Origin of the sequence: Vibrio sp. St2 (assembly GCF_947311885.1) — a bacterium.
Taxonomy (GTDB): domain Bacteria; phylum Pseudomonadota; class Gammaproteobacteria; order Enterobacterales; family Vibrionaceae; genus Vibrio; species Vibrio coralliilyticus.
In genome coordinates this window covers 83,278-101,339 of sequence record NZ_CAMZNA010000009.1, presented here as the reverse complement: position 1 = coordinate 101,339, position 18,062 = coordinate 83,278, and the positions used below count along the sequence as shown (strand labels likewise).

General features: G+C 43.0%; 14 protein-coding genes. 10 read left to right on the top strand and 4 right to left on the bottom strand.

From position 1 onward, the window contains the following. The first annotated feature begins 7 nt into the window (after window positions 1-7). The 4 genes from pfkB (at window position 8) to glgC (ending at window position 6,224) form a co-directional block, all read left to right on the top strand. Window positions 8-958, top strand: a complete 951-nt coding sequence (pfkB, locus tag QMA41_RS20740) for a 1-phosphofructokinase (protein ID WP_065741836.1) — start codon at window positions 8-10, stop codon at window positions 956-958. A 17-nt stretch (window positions 959-975) separates the two neighbouring features. Beyond that, window positions 976-2,712 (top strand): PTS fructose transporter subunit IIBC, encoded by a 1,737-nt coding sequence (gene fruA, locus QMA41_RS20735; protein ID WP_281630512.1) that lies wholly within the window; start codon window positions 976-978, stop codon window positions 2,710-2,712. A 225-nt stretch (window positions 2,713-2,937) separates the two neighbouring features. Further along, window positions 2,938-4,839 (top strand): diguanylate cyclase, encoded by a 1,902-nt coding sequence (locus tag QMA41_RS20730; RefSeq protein WP_281630511.1) that lies wholly within the window; start codon window positions 2,938-2,940, stop codon window positions 4,837-4,839. Window positions 4,840-4,994: 155 nt separating this feature from the next. Continuing rightward, window positions 4,995-6,224 carry a glucose-1-phosphate adenylyltransferase gene (glgC, locus tag QMA41_RS20725; RefSeq protein ID WP_281630510.1) on the top strand — a complete coding sequence of 410 codons (1,230 nt, stop codon included), beginning with the start codon at window positions 4,995-4,997 and terminating at the stop codon, window positions 6,222-6,224. A 174-nt stretch (window positions 6,225-6,398) separates the two neighbouring features. Here glgC and QMA41_RS20720 read toward each other — a convergent pair whose 3' ends face one another. Next, the gene (locus QMA41_RS20720) at window positions 6,399-7,286 is read right to left on the bottom strand and encodes an AraC family transcriptional regulator (protein ID WP_281630509.1); all 888 of its coding nucleotides are present in this window, start codon (window positions 7,284-7,286) and stop codon (window positions 6,399-6,401) included. Window positions 7,287-7,472: 186 nt separating this feature from the next. Between QMA41_RS20720 and QMA41_RS20715 the strand changes: the two genes are divergently transcribed. Continuing rightward, complete coding sequence (locus QMA41_RS20715) at window positions 7,473-8,621, top strand: iron-containing alcohol dehydrogenase (RefSeq protein WP_281630508.1); 1,149 nt, start codon at window positions 7,473-7,475, stop codon at window positions 8,619-8,621. Between the two features lie 67 nt (window positions 8,622-8,688). Beyond that, on the top strand, window positions 8,689-9,318 hold the full coding sequence (locus QMA41_RS20710; RefSeq protein ID WP_281630507.1) for a lysoplasmalogenase: 630 nt from the start codon (window positions 8,689-8,691) through the stop codon (window positions 9,316-9,318). Between the two features lie 3 nt (window positions 9,319-9,321). Here QMA41_RS20710 and QMA41_RS20705 read toward each other — a convergent pair whose 3' ends face one another. Together QMA41_RS20705 and torS are read right to left on the bottom strand one after the other, a co-directional pair. Beyond that, a complete protein-coding gene (locus tag QMA41_RS20705; protein WP_043010377.1) occupies window positions 9,322-9,846 on the bottom strand; it encodes a GNAT family N-acetyltransferase in 525 nt (174 codons plus the stop codon). A gap of 8 nt (window positions 9,847-9,854) precedes the next feature. After that, the gene (gene torS, locus QMA41_RS20700) at window positions 9,855-12,731 is read right to left on the bottom strand and encodes a TMAO reductase system sensor histidine kinase/response regulator TorS (RefSeq protein WP_281630506.1); all 2,877 of its coding nucleotides are present in this window, start codon (window positions 12,729-12,731) and stop codon (window positions 9,855-9,857) included. 116 nt (window positions 12,732-12,847) lie between these two features. Here torS and torT point away from each other — a divergent pair, with 116 nt between their 5' ends. The 3 genes from torT to QMA41_RS20685 all read left to right on the top strand — a co-directional run bounded on the left by torT (window position 12,848) and on the right by QMA41_RS20685 (window position 15,117). Then, window positions 12,848-13,813, top strand: coding sequence for a TMAO reductase system periplasmic protein TorT (torT, locus tag QMA41_RS20695; protein WP_281630536.1), 966 nt, complete (start codon window positions 12,848-12,850; stop codon window positions 13,811-13,813). Window positions 13,814-13,835: 22 nt separating this feature from the next. Beyond that, on the top strand, window positions 13,836-14,291 hold the full coding sequence (locus QMA41_RS20690) for a methylglyoxal synthase (RefSeq protein WP_006960955.1): 456 nt from the start codon (window positions 13,836-13,838) through the stop codon (window positions 14,289-14,291). Window positions 14,292-14,403: 112 nt separating this feature from the next. After that, window positions 14,404-15,117 carry a GntR family transcriptional regulator gene (locus QMA41_RS20685; RefSeq protein WP_006960954.1) on the top strand — a complete coding sequence of 238 codons (714 nt, stop codon included), beginning with the start codon at window positions 14,404-14,406 and terminating at the stop codon, window positions 15,115-15,117. A 12-nt stretch (window positions 15,118-15,129) separates the two neighbouring features. On the opposite strand, the gene QMA41_RS20680 is transcribed toward QMA41_RS20685, so the two are convergent. Continuing rightward, complete coding sequence (locus QMA41_RS20680) at window positions 15,130-16,329, bottom strand: enolase C-terminal domain-like protein (RefSeq protein ID WP_281630505.1); 1,200 nt, start codon at window positions 16,327-16,329, stop codon at window positions 15,130-15,132. 264 nt (window positions 16,330-16,593) lie between these two features. On the opposite strand from QMA41_RS20680, the gene QMA41_RS20675 reads away from it, so the two are divergent. Further along, entirely contained in the window at window positions 16,594-18,033 is a 1,440-nt protein-coding gene (locus QMA41_RS20675) for a PTS transporter subunit EIIC (RefSeq protein WP_095561951.1), read from the top strand. The last annotated feature ends 29 nt before the right edge of the window (window positions 18,034-18,062 follow it).

Sequence of the window (18,062 nt, the reverse complement as noted above, 5' to 3'; positions counted from 1 at the left end):
AATCATTATGACGAACAAAGTCGTTACCATCACGCTGAATCCGGCCCTTGACCTTACAGGCAGTTTATCAACTCTTAAGCAGGGTTCCGTTAGCTTAGTTAATCAGAGTTCACTCCACGCCGCAGGCAAAGGTGTAAACGTTGCTAGAGTGCTATCCGATTTAGGTGCAGAAGTTACAGTGACTGGCTTTCTTGGCAAAGACAATCAGGAAATGTTCTCTCAGCTGTTTGAAGAGATGGGCGCTGATGACCAGTTCATTCGGGTCAGTGGTGCTACACGTATCAACGTCAAACTTGTCGAAGAGAATGGCAGCGTAAGTGACATCAATTTTCCAGGTATCAGCATCGACGAAGCGGCACTGAGTCAATTTGAAGACAAACTAGAAGAACTTGCTGAGAACCACAACTACTTTGTGCTGGCTGGGAGTTTGCCAAAAGGTGTTACTCCTCAGCGTTGCGCTTCATGGGTTTCCTTCCTTGAGCAAAAAGGCAAAAAAGTCTTGTTTGATTCAAGCCGAGAGGCACTAAAAGCTGGTATCGAATCCGCCCCTTGGTTGATTAAGCCTAATGATGAAGAACTGTCTGACTATGCTGGAAAAACATTAACTTCTGCCTATGAGTGTCAGGAAGTTGCTGAAAACCTAAGCCAGCGTGGAATAGAAAACGTGGTCGTTTCCATGGGCGCTGAAGGCGTAATGTGGTTAAACCAGAATCAATGGATTCAAGCTCAGCCGCCTAGAATGGACGTAGTCAGTACCGTGGGTGCGGGCGATACGCTGGTTGCAGGTTTGTGCTGGGGCCACATGAAATCGATGACGAAAACTGAACTCTTGTCTTTCGCTACCGCACTGTCAGCCTTGGCTGTTAGCCAAGTCGGCGTTGGCGTCCCAGATATTAAACAAGTACATACCCTACAAGAACAAATCAAAATCAACCTGCTCTCTGATCAGAAAGCTTAAGGACAAAGGTCGAGATTATGAATATTGCGATTATTACAGCTTGCCCTAGCGGGGTTGCAAACAGCATCATCGCTGCCGGGCTTTTAGAAAAAGCCGCTAATCAACTCAAGTTCAGCGCCAAAATAGAATGCCATTCCAGCGTATTAGCTGGTTACACACTATCCGCGGAAGATATTGCTAAAGCAGATGTAGTGGTCATTGCAACCAATACTCCTGTCGACACGTCGCGTTTTGTTGGTAAAAAGGTGTATCAAGCCTCTATCAATGAAGTCACCGAAAACCCGGCGGATTTTCTTCAACACGCGGTTAGCAATGCAACCGAGTTAAATGTTGAAAGTGTTCAGTCTGTAGCATCGTCTACAAACGTTTCCGCTAAGAAGATTGTCGCTATTACTGCCTGCCCTACAGGCGTGGCTCACACCTTCATGGCTGCCGAAGCACTAGAAGATGAAGCTAAACGTCAGGGCCACCAAATCAAAGTCGAAACTCGCGGCTCAGTAGGTGCAAAAAACCAACTGACTGAGGCTGACATTTCTGACGCTGATCTGGTTATCATCGCTGCGGATATTGAAGTGCCACTTGAACGCTTCAATGGCAAACCTATGTACCGCACTAAGACGGGGCCAGCACTTAAAAAGACTGAGCAAGAGCTAAATAAAGCCTTCTCTGAAGCCACTACTTACCAGCATACAGGTTCTGGCGAGTCTGCGACTGTTGAAGAGAAAAAAGGTGTCTATAAGCATCTGATGACCGGTGTTTCGCATATGTTGCCTGTCGTTGTTGCTGGCGGTTTGATCATCGCGCTTTCATTCGTATTTGGTATTGAAGCATTTAAAGAAGAAGGTACGCTTGCCGCGGCGCTCATGACCATTGGTGGAGGTTCTGCCTTTGCTCTGATGATTCCAGTGCTTGCTGGTTTTATTGCATTCTCAATTGCCGATCGCCCAGGTCTTGCACCAGGCTTAATTGGTGGCATGCTTGCCAGTTCAACGGGTGCCGGCTTCCTTGGTGGGATCGCAGCAGGTTTTATTGCTGGTTACTCAGCGAAACTCATCGCCGACAAAGTCCAACTTCCTCAATCGATGGAAGCACTGAAGCCGATTCTGATCATTCCTTTTGTTGCAAGTTTGTTCACTGGCCTAGTAATGATCTACATCGTTGGTGGTCCGGTTTCTGGCATCATGGCTGCGATGACAGAGTTCTTGAATAACATGGGTTCTGCTAACGCGGTACTACTTGGCGTTATCTTAGGTGCAATGATGTGTTTTGACCTTGGTGGTCCGATAAACAAAGCCGCGTACACGTTTGGTGTTGGCTTGCTGGCATCTCAAACTTACGCTCCTATGGCAGCGATCATGGCGGCTGGTATGGTACCTGCCTTAGGTATGGGGCTGGCCACATTCTTAGCGCGCGATAAGTTTGAACCGAGTGAACGTGAAGCAGGTAAAGCTTCCTTCGTATTAGGGCTTTGCTTTATCTCTGAAGGCGCTATTCCTTTTGCAGCGAAAGATCCGATGCGTGTTATCCCAGCCTGTATGGCAGGTGGCGCATTAACAGGTGCCCTTTCAATGTTGTTTGGCGCAAAACTGATGGCTCCTCATGGTGGTTTGTTTGTATTGCTTATTCCTAACGCTATAACTCCTGTTCTGATGTATCTAGTTGCTATTGCGGCAGGTACTGCACTCACTGGCTTTGGTTATGCATTTTTGAAGAATCGTTCAAATCAAGGTAAAGCAGAAACAGCTGCCGCTTAAACTTTAAGCCAGTCTCCCCCCATCGACTTGGCACAAGCCCTACTCATTGAGTAGGGCTTTTTTATTCCCGAATTTTTAAACACTTACCATTAATCAATGCATCATATTGCCCAGCATCTGAATCAATATCGTGGGATATTCCACACTGCTCACAGTAAAATCAATAAAAGCTCATATAATTATTCACAGTATTATTAAGTAAATTTGTGGCGTCATTGGGGCGAAATGTTCAAGATAAATTCCCGCATTCTCCTGCAGTTCATGCTTGTATTCATCACCCTAGCCTTCGTGCCAACACTTTATTTTGCGAACGAGCTTTCTAAGGTCGAAGAAGATGCTCGTCAACAAGTTGATCGCCTGACACAAACAAAACTAGAATATGCGCGCTCTGAATTAAAATCGCACTCTTCTAAAATTCTTAAATCCGTAAAATTCCTTTCGAATAATGGCATCTTCCATCGCGCAGTATTGGAACCAAACGATATGAATCGCGGGGCATTACAGGACTTTTGGCTGTTAGTAGCCCGTACTCAAGGCTACTTCGCTCAGCTTCGCTATTTGGATATCCATGGCCAAGAGCTGGTACGCATTAATCATGGTCAACGAGCGAGTGTGGTTGTTCCTGAAGAGTTCCTGCAAAACAAATTCCATCGAGATTATTTCAAGTTCGCTCAAAACCTACCTGCAAATACGGTCGGAACTTTTGGTATTGATTTAGAGCGAGAAAATAATCAAATTGCCCAGCCGCTTACACCCAGTTTAAGGGTAATCGTCCCCATCGACATTCATTCAGAGCGTCGTGGCTACTTTATTGCAAATCTTGACTTTGACTATTTGTATCAACGCTTAGCGTATAACAAAGTGAATGACGATTTACCGGATGTCTTCAATTCTGATGGCTATTACGTCATGGCTAAAAACATGACAAACATAATGGGCCACATTGCGAAAGAAAACTCAGAGTTTAAATTAAGTAAACTCTACCCTAAATTGTGGCGCCAACTTCAATTCAATGAGCATGGGACCCTATTTGAACAAGGAAAATGGTTATCTTACGTTAAAGCAGAACTCAATACCCTTGATAGACCACTGCACTTTATCCTCGTCGCTGAAGTCTCTCAGTACGACGCTGCTCAGCTTTACCTTGAGCGTAAGACTGAACTCTCAATTCAAGCCGCTTCTGTGTACATGATCATTTTGCTCATCGCGTTCAGTTTTGTTACGTGGAATTACAATCACACCAAAAATAGTATGGAAAGCCAAATTGCCCGTGCTGCAATGAATGGTATGTCGGCTATGCTGATCACCGATCGTCAGAACCGAATTATTAAGACGAATGAAGAGTTTACTCGAGTCAGTGGTTATACCTTTGAAGAGGTCAAAGGAAAGCAGCCTTCTTTCTTTGCTGCTAATAAACATGAACAAGAGTTCTACATTAATATGTGGAAGATTTTAGAAAAAGAAGGCTTGTGGGAAGGCGAAGTCGTTAACAAGCGTCGCGATGGTTCTCATATTACCGAGATACTGCGTATTCAGACAGTGACCGACAACAATGGGGTAATTCAGTTTTATGTTGCCTCTTTTGTCGACATCTCTCACCGTAAAGAACTCGAAAATCGCCTGAGAGAGATGAGTGAGAAAGACTCTATGACTGGTTTATGGAATAGACGTAAGTTTGATCAAGAAATGGCGGCGCAATGTGCAAAAAGTAAGCGCTATAGCCATGCTGAACCTACTTGTTTTGCTATTGTCGACATCGACCACTTCAAGCGTGTAAATGATAAATTGGGTCACGATGAAGGCGATAAAATTATTAAATCTGTCGGAACAGTCTTAAGTGATCATCTTCGAGAAACAGACTTCATTGCACGAATCGGTGGCGAAGAGTTTGCGATCATTATGCCCCACACTCGCATTCAAGAAGCGGAAATCGTCACAAACCGCCTGCGCACATCGGTATCGCTTCAACACGACGAGCAAATTACGGTCAGTGTTGGAGTAACTGATATGGATGGATCTGTCGAAAATACCTACAAGCGTGCTGACGTGGCATTGTATGAATCTAAGTCATTGGGTCGAAATTGTGTATCCATTCTTGACTCTGAAGAGATGGGTACTGTTGCCTAACTTTGGTGCAATGCATTTTGTTGGTGCAATGGGTGGTGCATTTTTTTAATACGAATCGTTGGCAGAGCGCGAAAACTCAACAAGTTGAATATTGGCTTGAAACTTGAAGTAGTCTTTCTGAAAGCACATAAACGCACTATTTCAGGGAGAAAGGCATGCAAGATACACTAGCGGTAGTCCTAGCAGGTGGGATGGGTTCGAGATTGAGCCCTTTGACTGACGATAGAGCAAAGCCAGCCGTTCCATTTGGAGGCAAGTATCGAATCATAGATTTTACACTCACCAATTGCCTACACTCCGGCCTTAGAAAAATTCTCGTTCTTACCCAATACAAATCCCACTCACTTCAAAAGCATTTACGTGATGGTTGGTCGATATTCAATCCGGAGCTTGGCGAGTTCATTTCTGTAGTTCCGCCGCAAATGAGAGGAGGCGGTAAATGGTATGAAGGTACTGCCGATGCCATCTACCACAATTTATGGCTACTTTCCCGCAGTGATGCAAAGTATGTTGTTGTTTTGTCTGGCGATCACATCTATCGAATGGATTACGCTTCAATGCTCGAAGAACATAAGCAAAATAGTGCCAAGCTCACCATCGCTTGCATGGATGTAAGCCGTGATGAAGCCACTCAATTTGGTGTCATGGATACTGATGACAACGGCCTAATTACTTCATTTGTTGAAAAGCCTCTCGACCCACCATCGATTCCTGGCAAACCTGATCGCAGCTTGGCATCCATGGGAATCTACATCTTTGATATGGATGTATTAAGAGCCGCACTTGATGACGATGCTGAATGTCCAGACTCAAGTCATGACTTTGGTAAAGACATTATTCCTAAACTTATCAAGACAAAGTCGGTATACGCTTACGATTTTTGCAATGATAAAGGTCGAGTAGCGAAAGATTGCTACTGGCGAGACGTTGGAACACTAGATTCGTTTTATGAAGCCAATATGGATTTGCTTGAGCCGGTTCCGCCCATGAACCTTTATCAGCCTGATTGGGCAGTAAGAACTTATGAAGCGCAATGCCCTCCTGCCCGCACTGTTTCTTCTGCAACTGGAAATGAAGGGATTTTTATTAATTCAATCATTGCGAATGGCGTAATTAATTCGGGTGGGTCTGTTCAGCACTCCGTGGTATCACCCAATGTTCGAATTAACGACAGCGCTACTGTGGTCGACAGTATTCTTTTTGATGATGTTGAAGTTGGAGAAGGAAGCCAGTTAGTCAACTGTATTATTGATAAACACGTTAAGGTTCCACCATACACTCAAATTGGAATTAACAAAATTGAAGACGCCAAACGGTTCCATGTTTCGGAAAAAGGTGTTGTCGTTGTTCCTGAGAACTATCAATTTTCTTACGTTAAAAAATAGCCCTCTTAATCTCATCGAGTTTAAGAGGGCTAATGTAAGAGACTGACTAGATCTCCTATAGGGGTATGTAAATCAAAAACTTGTATGTTGTTTTGTTTACACGATGAATTATGCTGTTACTGGTTTGATAAAAAAACAGTAATTATTTAACTGTCCCTTTCCTCTTTTGTGTTTTCAACCAACCAGCTTTAATCCTGTCGGTGTTTCATTAAAGTGTCTTTTGTACTCACGCGAGAATTGAGAAACACTGTTGTAACCAACTAGTCTTGCTGCATCATTCACTTTCTTACCTTCTAGCTGGATGAGTTCTTTCGCTTTGTTTAAACGCACCTTTTTAATGTACTGAATAGGTGATTCAAGTGTGATCTGACGAAAAGCGCTGTGGAAGGCAGACATACTCATGTTGGCCTCTTCAGCGAGGTGTTGTACAGAGAGTGTTTCGCTATAGCTTCTATGGACTTTATCCAAAGCTTTGGCGACGCGAGCATATTGACCTTCATGGTGGGCTAAATCAAACAACACATGCCCTTCACTACTAGTCAAGGCACGATAGGCCAACTCTTCTTTAAGAGATTCACCTAACAGTGATAGCTCAATTGGATTACACAGCGCGCGCATGATTCGTTTGCAGGTATCCAGCATAGAATCTTCCATACTGACAGAACGCAAACCACAGGTGTAATGTGGTTGCTCTTTGTGTGGAGCGTATCCAAGTGATTCAAGCTTATTAACGTGACGATGTAACATCTGAGGGTCAATATCGACAGTTAACCCAAGAAGTGGCTCGCCATTTGTTGGGAACGCCTCACACTCTAAAGGCATAGGCACACCAACGACTAAGTAGTCATTTGGCCCATACTTTACCGGCTCACTGCCAATATGAATAATCTTGTTTCCTTGCCCCAACACAATCACACCAGACTGATAAATAAAAGGCTGGCGAGTGTTTCCAGTGCTACTGCGATAAAACCAAACTCCGTCAAGGCCGGTCTTTCTTACCCCTTCGAGGTCATTCAGATTATGGGTATCAACATACTGCTGCATTAATTGGGCGAGTGTCATATCACCTCCTGTCAATTTTCAATAAGAATATACAAAAAGTAGGAATAGGCAACATAAACAGAGGATTCGATATTTTTAAAACGACTTTTCAGTACTATTATGCATTCAAACAATGAAGTGTTTCCAAGCTCGGAACATAAAATCAGTCTGCCCTATCAGGCGTCAACTGAAGCAAGAGGAATGACAATGCAATTTACTTACGCTAACCCTACCAAGATTCTGTTTGGTCAAGGTCAAATCAGTGCCATTCAATCATCGATTCAACCGCAAGATAAAGTTCTCGTCATTTATGGCGGAGGTTCTATTAAACGTAACGGCGTTTATGATCAGGTTTCTGAGGCACTGAACGGTCATCAATGGGTTGAGTTTTCAGGCGTTGAACCAAACCCAACAAAAGAAACACTTGATAAAGCGGTCGCGATTGTTAAAGAGCAAGGCATTAAGTTCATCCTTGCTGTTGGTGGCGGTTCTGTTATTGATGGCTCTAAATACGTTGCGGCGGCTGCCAAGTATGATGGTGACGGCTGGGATATCCTAACGGGCAAGCATCAAGTTTCTGAAGCAACACCACTTGGCGCAGTATTAACACTTCCAGCAACTGGCTCCGAATCCAATATGGGTGCTGTGATTACAAAAGCTGAAACGCAGGATAAGCTCGCGTTCCTTAGCCCATTTGTACAGCCAAAATTTGCGGTTATGGACCCGGATGTGATGAAGACTCTGCCTGAAAAGCAACTAATCAACGGTATTGTTGATGCTTGGGTACACGTATGTGAGCAATACCTGACTACAAAACATGGCGCAATGGTTCAAGATGGCTATGCAGAGACTCTACTTCGCACTCTTAAGAAGCTCGGCGAAGACTTTGACAATCGTGACGATGACGCATGGCGTGCAAATCTCATGTGGTCAGCAAACCAGGCTCTGAATGGTCTCATCGGCAGCGGGGTACCGCAAGACTGGGCGACTCACATGATCGGCCACGAGCTGACAGCACTTTGGGGTGTTGACCACGCTCGCTCTCTGGCCATCGTACAGCCTTCTCTTCTTCGCAACCAATTGGTTCACAAACGTGCCAAACTGGAACAAATGGGCGTGAATGTATTTGGTCTAGAACTGGGTAATGACCTAGCTGAGCGTACCATTGATGCAATAGAAAGTTTCTATCAGACAATGACAGTCTCAACACAGTTAACTGAGCATGGTAGTGATAAACAAAGCGCGATCGACTCGGTAGTGAGTCAGTTAGAACATCATGGCATGAAAGCATTAGGTGAAAATCAAGCGATCACTCTAAAGGAAAGCCGCGAAATATTGACTCAGGCTATTGCTTAGTTAACACCCTGTTAGTACGCTAAAAAGCAGCAATATTGCTGCTTTTTTTATATGGGTGAAAAGAGAAATGTGGCTGCTGATCCTAGCGCTGTGTGCTGTACATGTCTGGAGTATTGAGCGTGGCCCTCGGTGGCTGTTTTATGCCACCAAAACTTTACCAATTTTACTCATGGCTATTGTGTCAATCTCACTGTTTGAGGTGGTTGGTCAATACGCTTTATGGATGGCAGTAGGATTACTTGTTTCTGTTGTTGGCGACCTGCTACTCATGCACCCGAAAGATAGATTTGTCCAAGGGTTAACGGTTTTCCTACTGGTACATTTTATCTACTCTTTCGCTTTTTATACTCAACTCGATGGATTGATAAATTGGTGGCTACCACTACTACTTTTATCGATTGGTATTATTGTTTTCTTACTACTGCTCCCCACTCTCGGAAATATGAAGCTTCCTGTAGCCTTCTATTCATTAGGTATTCTCGGAATGGCTTGGGCTGCGATTGAGTATTGGCGAGTGGATCATGCACAGTCAGCGGCGTTTGCTGTCATGGGCGCGTTGATTTTTATAACCTCAGACATTGTGTTAGCCGTAGACCGATTCCGATCTAGTTCAGCTTTCTCGCGTCATGTGATTATGATTACCTACTACACCGCACAATTGTTGCTGACATTATCTGTGGTTGCCTACAGAGCTTAAGAATTATAAGTGGAAACGATAAATCAAATCATCATAGAGTTTGCCACCAATCCGATACGCGTTTTCTTCCCTTTCTACTAACTCAAATCCTGCCTTTTCAAGCACTTTGCACGAAGCTACGTTACCATCAGTCACGATAGCGTTAATATTCTTTACCGCAGGTAGAGAGCTCTTTACGTGAGCGATTAATGCCAGTAAAGACTCTGTCCCTATACCTTTTCCATGAAACTCTGGAAGCAGTAAATAGCCTATTTCGACAGAATCATCAGATTCATCTTCAATGCACAAACCTGTTACGCCTATGGGCTGATTGTTTTGGCTATCTCTAATGACAAGGCATAGCCAATGTCCGCTTCCCCACTCCCACACAGGTAATCTCGATTCAAATCGTTGGCGAATGTCATCCAGTTCAGGTTGGTCAAACGCGTAACGAATCACTTCTTCTTCTTGGTGTAAGCGTAAGAAAAGTGGCCAATCTGTTTCTGTAATCTGACGCATCGAAAGTCGAGGAGATGCAATTTCTATCATAGTTCTACCTAGTCAACCAATTGATTTAACGCTTGTTTTGAGCTTTCTATCAGCGATAAAAGCTGATCTTTATCTGCCAAATAATCACTAACTGGCTGCTGAGATTTCTCTATACCCAAACAAGCGTCAAACAATGCTAGCAGACCCAAGCTTCCTGCTGAACCTTTCAACTTGTGTGCGAGTTGTTTTATTTGATTCGGGTCATCTTGCTCAGCGGCTGTTTGCATAAGATTCAATGTTTCGTCTGCACTCTTATCAAACAGGGTGATGATTTCTTTCATTTTTTCGTTCCCAAGAATGAGAGAATCTTTACTGACAACGCTTATATCGATGATGTGTGAGCTCACTGGCTGGTAACTTGGCTCAAGATCCGATTGCTCAAGTAACAGCGAGTGACCTTGCAGACTGGAGTTAATCATATGACAAAGTACATCTTTATCTAAAGGTTTAGGCAGGTAGCCATCGAATCCTGCAGCAAGGTAGCTTTGCACTTCTTCATCGTAAACGTGAGCTGAAATTGCAATCATTGGAGTGACATTGTCACTTTTAATTCGTTTCAATTTATCTAACAGCTCTACGCCATTGCAGTCAGGGAGGTTGATATCAAGCAAAGCGATATCAAAATCATGCTGAGAATAAATCTCCTCAGCGGAATAGCCATCATTCGCCGTCGTTACTTCGTGACCTAGACTTTCTAAAAAGCCTTCCGCTACTAGGCAATTAACTGGGTTATCTTCCACCAGCAGTACTTTCGCTTTTAGCGTTGAACCAACATTAAGATCTTTAGATTGAACCTTGCTGCCTTGGGACAGAGGAACACTAAAACTGAATCGGCTCCCCTGTCCTACTTCAGATTCGAGCTGTATGGATCCTCCCATGGCTTCGACAATACGTTTGCTAATAGCGAGACCAAGGCCCGTGCCACCTTTGCTACTCAAACCACCAGAAGCCTGAGTAAACGCGTCGAACAAAGTCTCTTTCTCTTCCTGACTGATACCTATGCCAGTATCAGAAACTTCGAACAACACCTGACCGTCTTGGTCAGGATCATAGGTTACGTAAATATCAACGTGGCCTTGCTCTGTAAATTTAACAGCATTGCCGACTAGATTGGTTAACACTTGGCTAATACGAGTTACGTCACCATGCAAAAACTGGCTTACATCGCTTTCGATCAAGGTACTGATTTCGATGTCTTTTTCTTTAGCTCTGCCATCAAGCAACTGCTGAACGTCTTCCACCATGTCAAAAAGATTGAAGTCCACTGGCCGTATTTCTAGGTGGCCCGCTTCAATCTTCGAGTAATCAAGCACATCATTCAGGATCGCAAGTAATGTGGTACCACTACGATTGATCACATCCACAAAATGGCCTTGTTTCGAGTTCAACCCAGTTTCTTTAAGCAATCTAGCTGTACCAAGCACCCCGTTCATTGGTGTGCGAATTTCATGACTCATCGTGGCTAAGAACGCCGTTTTTGCTCGGCTCGCTTGCTCAGCTTGTCGGCGCGCTTTAGCATGGTTGAGTACTTCGTGATTTAGGCGTTTGTTAGTATCTTGCAATTGGTGAGTACGCTCTGTAACAAGCTCTTCAAGATGTTCTTTATGCTCTTGCAACTCTCGCTTCGCTTTTGCTTCACTTTCTGCGACTACTTTTAATGATTGAGCCGTATTTCTTGCTGTAATGATAGCTTGGCCCATATGGGCTAATTCATCATTGCCTTTCACTATGATATCGACGTTCAATTGCCCCTGCGCAATAGACGACAAAGCCGACGAATATTCTGCTAAGCGTTTAAGTACAGATACATAAACCACTTTCCAAACGATCAAAATGACGATCAACATACCCAATACCGTAATGATCGTCAGACTGAGTTGAGCATAATTTAATGTCGTTTTGAGCTTGTCCACTGCTCGTGTCGTAGCTTGGTTTGAATCATCGACCAATTTGTTTACGGTCGTATTCAAAGCTGAAAATTGTATCAGTGTGTCCTGCATTAGCTGTTGTGATGCTCGTTCGTTTTGGTAGCGTTGATGCAAAACGTCAAAGACGACCTCACCTTTTTCCAATTGCGTTAATAGTTCAGCCATTTGTATCGAACGTGTTGGATCTTCTACCGCTCGCACTCGGCGTTTCATGATCTCAAGGTTACTGACAAACTCTTCTCTAACCGTATGGATACGATCGATATCCGAAATTGTGCGCGCTTCTTCAATGTGGTTAAGCATTTTAAATGCAAGTAAGTGTAATTCGTGCAGCCTTTCTGCTAGATCTAAATCCACTTCAACGAGCGTGTCTAAAGCTTGGTATGCTTGGGACGTTTGGGCATTTTCTATCAAATCGTAAATATGGGTGACATTCGCAATGGCAATAGTACTGGTATTGGAAACCTGCGTACGCGTCAATTGTTCCAATTCAGAAGCCTGCTCTCGGAGTTCCCCTGTCCGCGTGCTTAATTTTTTTTCAAGAACCAGTTTCTTCTCTACAACGATACCCAGCTCGACCAAAGTATCGATTACGGTTTGAACGTCAGCTTCCAGTGTGCTTAATAATTTGGAATCAAAAGAGTCTGAACCGAGCTGTTTGATATGTTGAAGTAAACTTTCCAGCTGAGAAAACAACTCTTTACCCGCCTTTTGGCGCTGAAGTTCGGATTTAGAATTTGAGAGAGTTTGCACAGAAGCTATGATTCGTGAACTCAGTTCAGATACTTGTCTAGCTTCAATCATTGAAGGGATTGCGGAATTCACAACATTCCTTTCGGTCTTGGCGACCGAGGAGAAGCCGAACACACCAATCAACGCGGAAATGAGTACTAACAGCGCCATTGCGAGAAAAGCAAACAACAACTTCCGACCAATACTGGCTTTAGCAAGTAACATTAAGTAAATACACTTCTTTGCACTGTGGGAATACGCTATATTTTGCAGTGTTTATGTAACGAATACCAACGATATACATCATGCTTCCAGCTTTCTCCCTAAAACGACTGTTTGTAATGGCCATTGCGGTATACTCCTTCTTACCGACTTCTTTGTCTGCCGCTGAAGCACCTCTAAGACTGTGCGCGCTTTACCCCCACCTTAAAGACTCTTATTGGCTTTCTGTTAACTATGGAATGGTAGACGAGGCTGAAAAGCTTGGGGTTGATTTAAAAGTGTTTGAAGCCGGCGGATACCCAAATCAGACTAAACAAAAAGAACAACTTCAGAACTGCCAGCGATGGAAAGCGGACGCCATTATCTTGGGCACAGTCGCCCCTGATCTATACATGAACAGTTTGCGCCAATTCGCAGTTGATATTCCTGTTTTTGCGAGTGTTAATGAACTGATTTTGGGTAGCCATTCAAGAGAACAGCTCAAAGGCGAAGTTGGCGTCGATTGGTATTGGATGGGTTATTACACGGGGCAGTATTTGAAGGATAAACACCCCCGAGGTTCTGGGACTAAAAATATTGTTTTACTCCCAGGTCCGGATTCTAGTGGTGGAACTAAGCCTGTTATCCGTGGCTTTCTCAGTGCTATTGAAGACAGTGATATTCAGATTGTGGAAACCTACTGGGCCGATAATGACAAAGAGCTTCAGCGGAACCTTGTTCAGCAATCAATCGAGCGCGAAGACCTAGATTATATAGTTGGCAGTGCTGTAGCGATTGAAGCAGCGATCAGCGAATTAAGGACAGCAGGAAAAACAGATCAGATAGGACTAATTTCAACTTACCTCAGTCACGGCGTTTACCGCGGCCTGCTGAGAAATCGCGTAGAATTTGCGCCTACTGACAAAATGGTTAAACAAGGTCGATTATCTGTAAAACAAGCGGTAAGCTATCTGAAAGGTCAACCTTACGAGAAAAATGAAGCTCCGATCATTGAGGCACTGACACCTGAAAACTTAAAACCTCAGGTGATATCGGATTCTTTGTCTCCATCAGAGTATCGACCAACATTTTACGTAAATAATTAGAAATATTAGGGAACAATCTAGAATGCAGAAAACAACTCGCACTATGCCTGCACACAAACATGTTGCTCTTGTTGCGCATGACAACTGTAAACCAGAGCTACTTCGCTGGGTTACTGAGCACAAAGAGAAGCTTCAGCGCCACTTTCTGTACGCTACCGGCACAACAGGCTCCATGCTGAGTAAAGAAACAGGCCTAGCGATAAAAAGCATGATTTCTGGACCGATGGGCGGTGACCAACAACTTGGCGCTCTAATTTCGGAAGGAAAAATCGATATGCTTATCTTCTTCTGGGATCCACTCAATGCCGTACCGCATGATCCTGATGTGAAAGCCCTACTCCGTATCGCCAGTGTATGGAACATCCCTGTCGCCACTAACCGCGCAACGGCAAACTTCCTAATCGAGTCTGACTTAATCGAATCCGAAGTCGACATAGAAATCCCAGATTACGAAGCTTATCTTGCAGATCGAACATAAAGTTTTCTTAGGAGGGCTTTATGTGACTAAGTCCTCCCACTCAAATAAAACCTTGCACAGTTGTGTTAAAATTTACAGTATTCGTTGGCTTCATATTCCGGAAATGTAATCGATGAAGAAATATGAATTTGTCGTTCAAGATATTATTAGTAAAATCTCTCAAAAATTAATATCCGAGAAATTGCCTACTGAAAGAGAATTATCTGAATCCTATAACGTATCTAGATTTACCATTAGAAAGGCTTTAGAAAAGCTTCAATCAATTGGTATTATATATATAAAGTCTGGTTCAGGAATTTACATATACAAAAACTTGGATAGTAGCCCGCTAATATATAACTCTATTACTGAAAAACGTTTCAATGAAATCTCTTATAAGAAAATAAAGATAAACAAAAGATTAACCGACAGCCAAGAAAAACAAGCATTTTTACTTGATGACAATGATTATATATGGAATTTGAAAAGGCTTAGGTTAATTGATGGTAAAGTCACTCAGATAGAAGAAACAAAAATACCTGTGAAAATGTTTCCCAAAATGAGTGATGAGATTGTTGAACATTCTCTACAAAAGCATGCCATAGAGCTTGGGCTAAAGATTGAGAAGTATCTCACCACTTATCGCGCGATAAACATCTCTGCTGAGGACGCCAAACTATTTGGCTGTAAACGATCCACTGCTGCAATGAACATTACCAATCGCGGTTTTTTAAAGTCCGGTGAGGTGTTTATTGTCAGCAATGTTATTGATATCGATTACCAATGTACTTACCATACCCCTTTCAATACTGAAGACATTGAATTTAGAGAAAAAAATAGCCGCTAAAGCGGCTATTTTTTAAGGCGTGTGGATAGTACCATCTGGTAGACGGCTCTGCGTCCAGTCATGGGGCCTGTAAGTCACTGGGAAATCGGCAGCAACTTCTGTATCGATTTCAACACCTATACCGTTCAACTCAGACGCATAAAGATAGCCATTTTTAGGTTCACTCGCACCAGGGAAAACTTTGCGCGTATTGTCTTTATATTCGACATGTTCCTGAATAGCAGCATTGTGTAGATGAACGTTTAGATGCGTATTGACTGCAGCACCTATAGGTGTCATGTCCGGCGGGCAGTGCCACGCAATCCTTACTCCAAATGTCTGACATAGGTGGCCAAGTTTCAACGCTGGAGTAATACCACCAATTTGAGATACGTGGCAGCGAATAAAGTCTATCCGACGATTAATAATTAGAGATTTCCACTCTTCAGGATTGTTAAATAACTCACCTAGGCCAAGAGAAACTGATGTTTGGCTACGGATATTATCCAGCCATTCGGTTTGATTAGGTGGAAGGATATCTTCTATAAAATAGGGTTTGTATTTTTCTACGTCTTTAGCAAACTGAACCGCTTGGTTGGGAAATAATCGTTCGTGAACATCATGAAGAATATGGAATTGGTTTCCATATTTTTCACGAAGTAATTTAAACATGGTGATAGTGTTCTCTGCGTATTGGTCTTGATCATAGTATGAACCAACAGTAGGGTTTTGTGTGGTATGTAATGCCTCAGGAACACCGCCATAAAAGCCTAGCTGGCAACGTATGTGTCGATAACCCTGTTTCAAATAGTTATCGATCGACTCGTATAAACCTTCCATAGAGTCACTGGTTGCATGTGTGTACACCGCAATCGCATCACGTGATTTTCCACCGAACAATTGGTGAAGTGGCATTTTTGCTTGCTTGGCTTTAATGTCCCATAAAGCCATATCAACTCCTGATACCGCATTATTAATCACAGGGCCATTCCGCCAGTATGCATTTACCATCATCATCTGCCACAAGTCTTCAATATTGTTAGCATCTTTACCTATAAGTAATGGTTTTAAATATTCATCAACCATAGTCTTAACAGCTAAAGGACGTTGCTGGAATGTTGCACACCCATAACCTACTGTACCATTATTAGTGTGAACTATAACGGTAATTAAATTATGTCTATCTGGTTTTGTAATGATGCATTCTACATCAGTGATAATTGTTGTGTTCACGATTAAACGACTCTTACTCAGAATTTTCCTTATATAACAATTTAAATTTTTCGTTTTCAAGCCCTAATATTATTAAAAAAATAATTGGTTCGTTAATTGTTATAGTTTTCAATGAAAAACAGACCAATTGGAAAAAATAATTAGAATTTGATTCAACTTGACTTTAATTGTGACAAAACTCTCAGTTTCAGCCATTTGGAAGACAGACTAATATCTATAGTATGAGTCCCAATCAAGTAGATTAATTAATAGCGGTAGTCGTATATGAAGATAGATGAATCTGTAGGTGCATTAGACCCAAGCAATATTGGCCCTAATAAAACGAGTAGTATCAAAGAGAAAGTACAGTATCTGATTGAATCCCTTGGTGGAACAACCAACATAACTGATTCTACACACTGTATGACTCGCCTGCGTTTTAAGCTAAAAGACGAGTCTCTAGTGAAGGAAAACACACTGAAGTCGCTGCAAGGCGTCAAAGGCGTAGTAATTAAGCAAGGCCAAGTTCAGGTTATTATTGGCGTAGACGTTGAGAAATGGTTTAAAGCCCTTCCCACAAGCCAATCTAGTTCGGACTCTAATAGCGCTGATTCTACTAAAGAAGATGGCAAACTTTTCCAAGGCGCAATGCGTATAGTCGCAGGCATCTTTGGTCCGATTGTTCCTGCAATTGCGGGGGCTGGTATGCTTATGGGTTTGCTTTCAGGCCTTATAGCGACTGAGGTGATCTCAGAAAACTCCGACACCGTTTTCTTCTTTCGCTCTATTTCTGTAGCCGTCTTCTTCTTTTTACCTATTTTGGTCTCTTTCTCGGCCGCGAAAATGTTTCGTGTTAACGAATACATCGCGGTAGCGGTTGCAGCTGCAATGCTATCACCGAAGCTAATAGAAAAAGCCGCTGCGTTAAAAGAAGCGAACATACCAGCTGAATTAACGGTTTTAGGGGCTGTGCCTATTGAATTGCTAAACTATGGCGGAGCGATAGTTCCTGTGATCTTGGCAGTATGGTTGCTTTCAAAAGTTACACCACTTGTTGACAGTATTGTTCCGTCAGCAGCTAAGCCTGTTATCACCCCTCTATTAGCGTTTGCTATCACATCAACACTCACACTCTCTTTTGTTGGCCCTCTAGGTATTTGGTTGAGCAATGGAGCTGGGTGGATCGTGAGTTCATTACTAGAAATTTCACCGACTTTAACTGGCTTTGTTTTTGGGATTACGCGTCCAATTACCATAGTATTTGGTATCCACCATAGCATGACGCCAATCAGCTTAAACAACTTCGCACTTTATGGTAAAGACCTGCTTATGCCGATCATGTGTCTTGGTAACCTTGCTATTGCAGGTGCTACGTTTGCAGTGTGGTACAAGCAGCGTAAGTTCGTTTCTAAAGAAAACTCTTCAATTACAGCTAGTTCCGGTGTAACCGCTATCCTTGGTATCACTGAGCCAGCCCTGTTTGGTGTATTGACGAATTATACTAAGGCCCTGTTTATGGCAAGCTTAGCTGCTGGTATCTTTGGTGCAATATCAGTAACTCTTGATACCCACCTAACTAGCTATATCTTGTCGTCTGTTTTCAGTCTTCCGGCATACTTGTCTGGCGGAACACAGAACTTCATCCAAGCCATTCTTGGTGTATGCGGCGTGTTTATTCTGTCTTTTGCGTTAACGATGGCATTCGTGAAAATAGAAGCTAAATAAGCTTTATCTCCTGAAAACAAGCCGCTTGT

Coding starts and splice junctions, on each gene's coding strand:
- glgC (WP_281630510.1), top strand. CDS start 4,995: ATGCAAGATACACTAGCGGTAGTCCTAGCAGGTGGGATGGGTTCGAGA.
- torT (WP_281630536.1), top strand. CDS start 12,848: ATGGCCATTGCGGTATACTCCTTCTTACCGACTTCTTTGTCTGCCGCT.
- QMA41_RS20730 (WP_281630511.1), top strand. CDS start 2,938: ATGTTCAAGATAAATTCCCGCATTCTCCTGCAGTTCATGCTTGTATTC.
- pfkB (WP_065741836.1), top strand. CDS start 8: ATGACGAACAAAGTCGTTACCATCACGCTGAATCCGGCCCTTGACCTT.
- QMA41_RS20710 (WP_281630507.1), top strand. CDS start 8,689: ATGTGGCTGCTGATCCTAGCGCTGTGTGCTGTACATGTCTGGAGTATT.
- QMA41_RS20675 (WP_095561951.1), top strand. CDS start 16,594: ATGAAGATAGATGAATCTGTAGGTGCATTAGACCCAAGCAATATTGGC.
- QMA41_RS20720 (WP_281630509.1), bottom strand. CDS start 7,286: ATGACACTCGCCCAATTAATGCAGCAGTATGTTGATACCCATAATCTG.
- torS (WP_281630506.1), bottom strand. CDS start 12,731: ATGTTACTTGCTAAAGCCAGTATTGGTCGGAAGTTGTTGTTTGCTTTT.
- QMA41_RS20685 (WP_006960954.1), top strand. CDS start 14,404: ATGAAGAAATATGAATTTGTCGTTCAAGATATTATTAGTAAAATCTCT.
- QMA41_RS20690 (WP_006960955.1), top strand. CDS start 13,836: ATGCAGAAAACAACTCGCACTATGCCTGCACACAAACATGTTGCTCTT.
- QMA41_RS20715 (WP_281630508.1), top strand. CDS start 7,473: ATGCAATTTACTTACGCTAACCCTACCAAGATTCTGTTTGGTCAAGGT.
- fruA (WP_281630512.1), top strand. CDS start 976: ATGAATATTGCGATTATTACAGCTTGCCCTAGCGGGGTTGCAAACAGC.
- QMA41_RS20705 (WP_043010377.1), bottom strand. CDS start 9,846: ATGATAGAAATTGCATCTCCTCGACTTTCGATGCGTCAGATTACAGAA.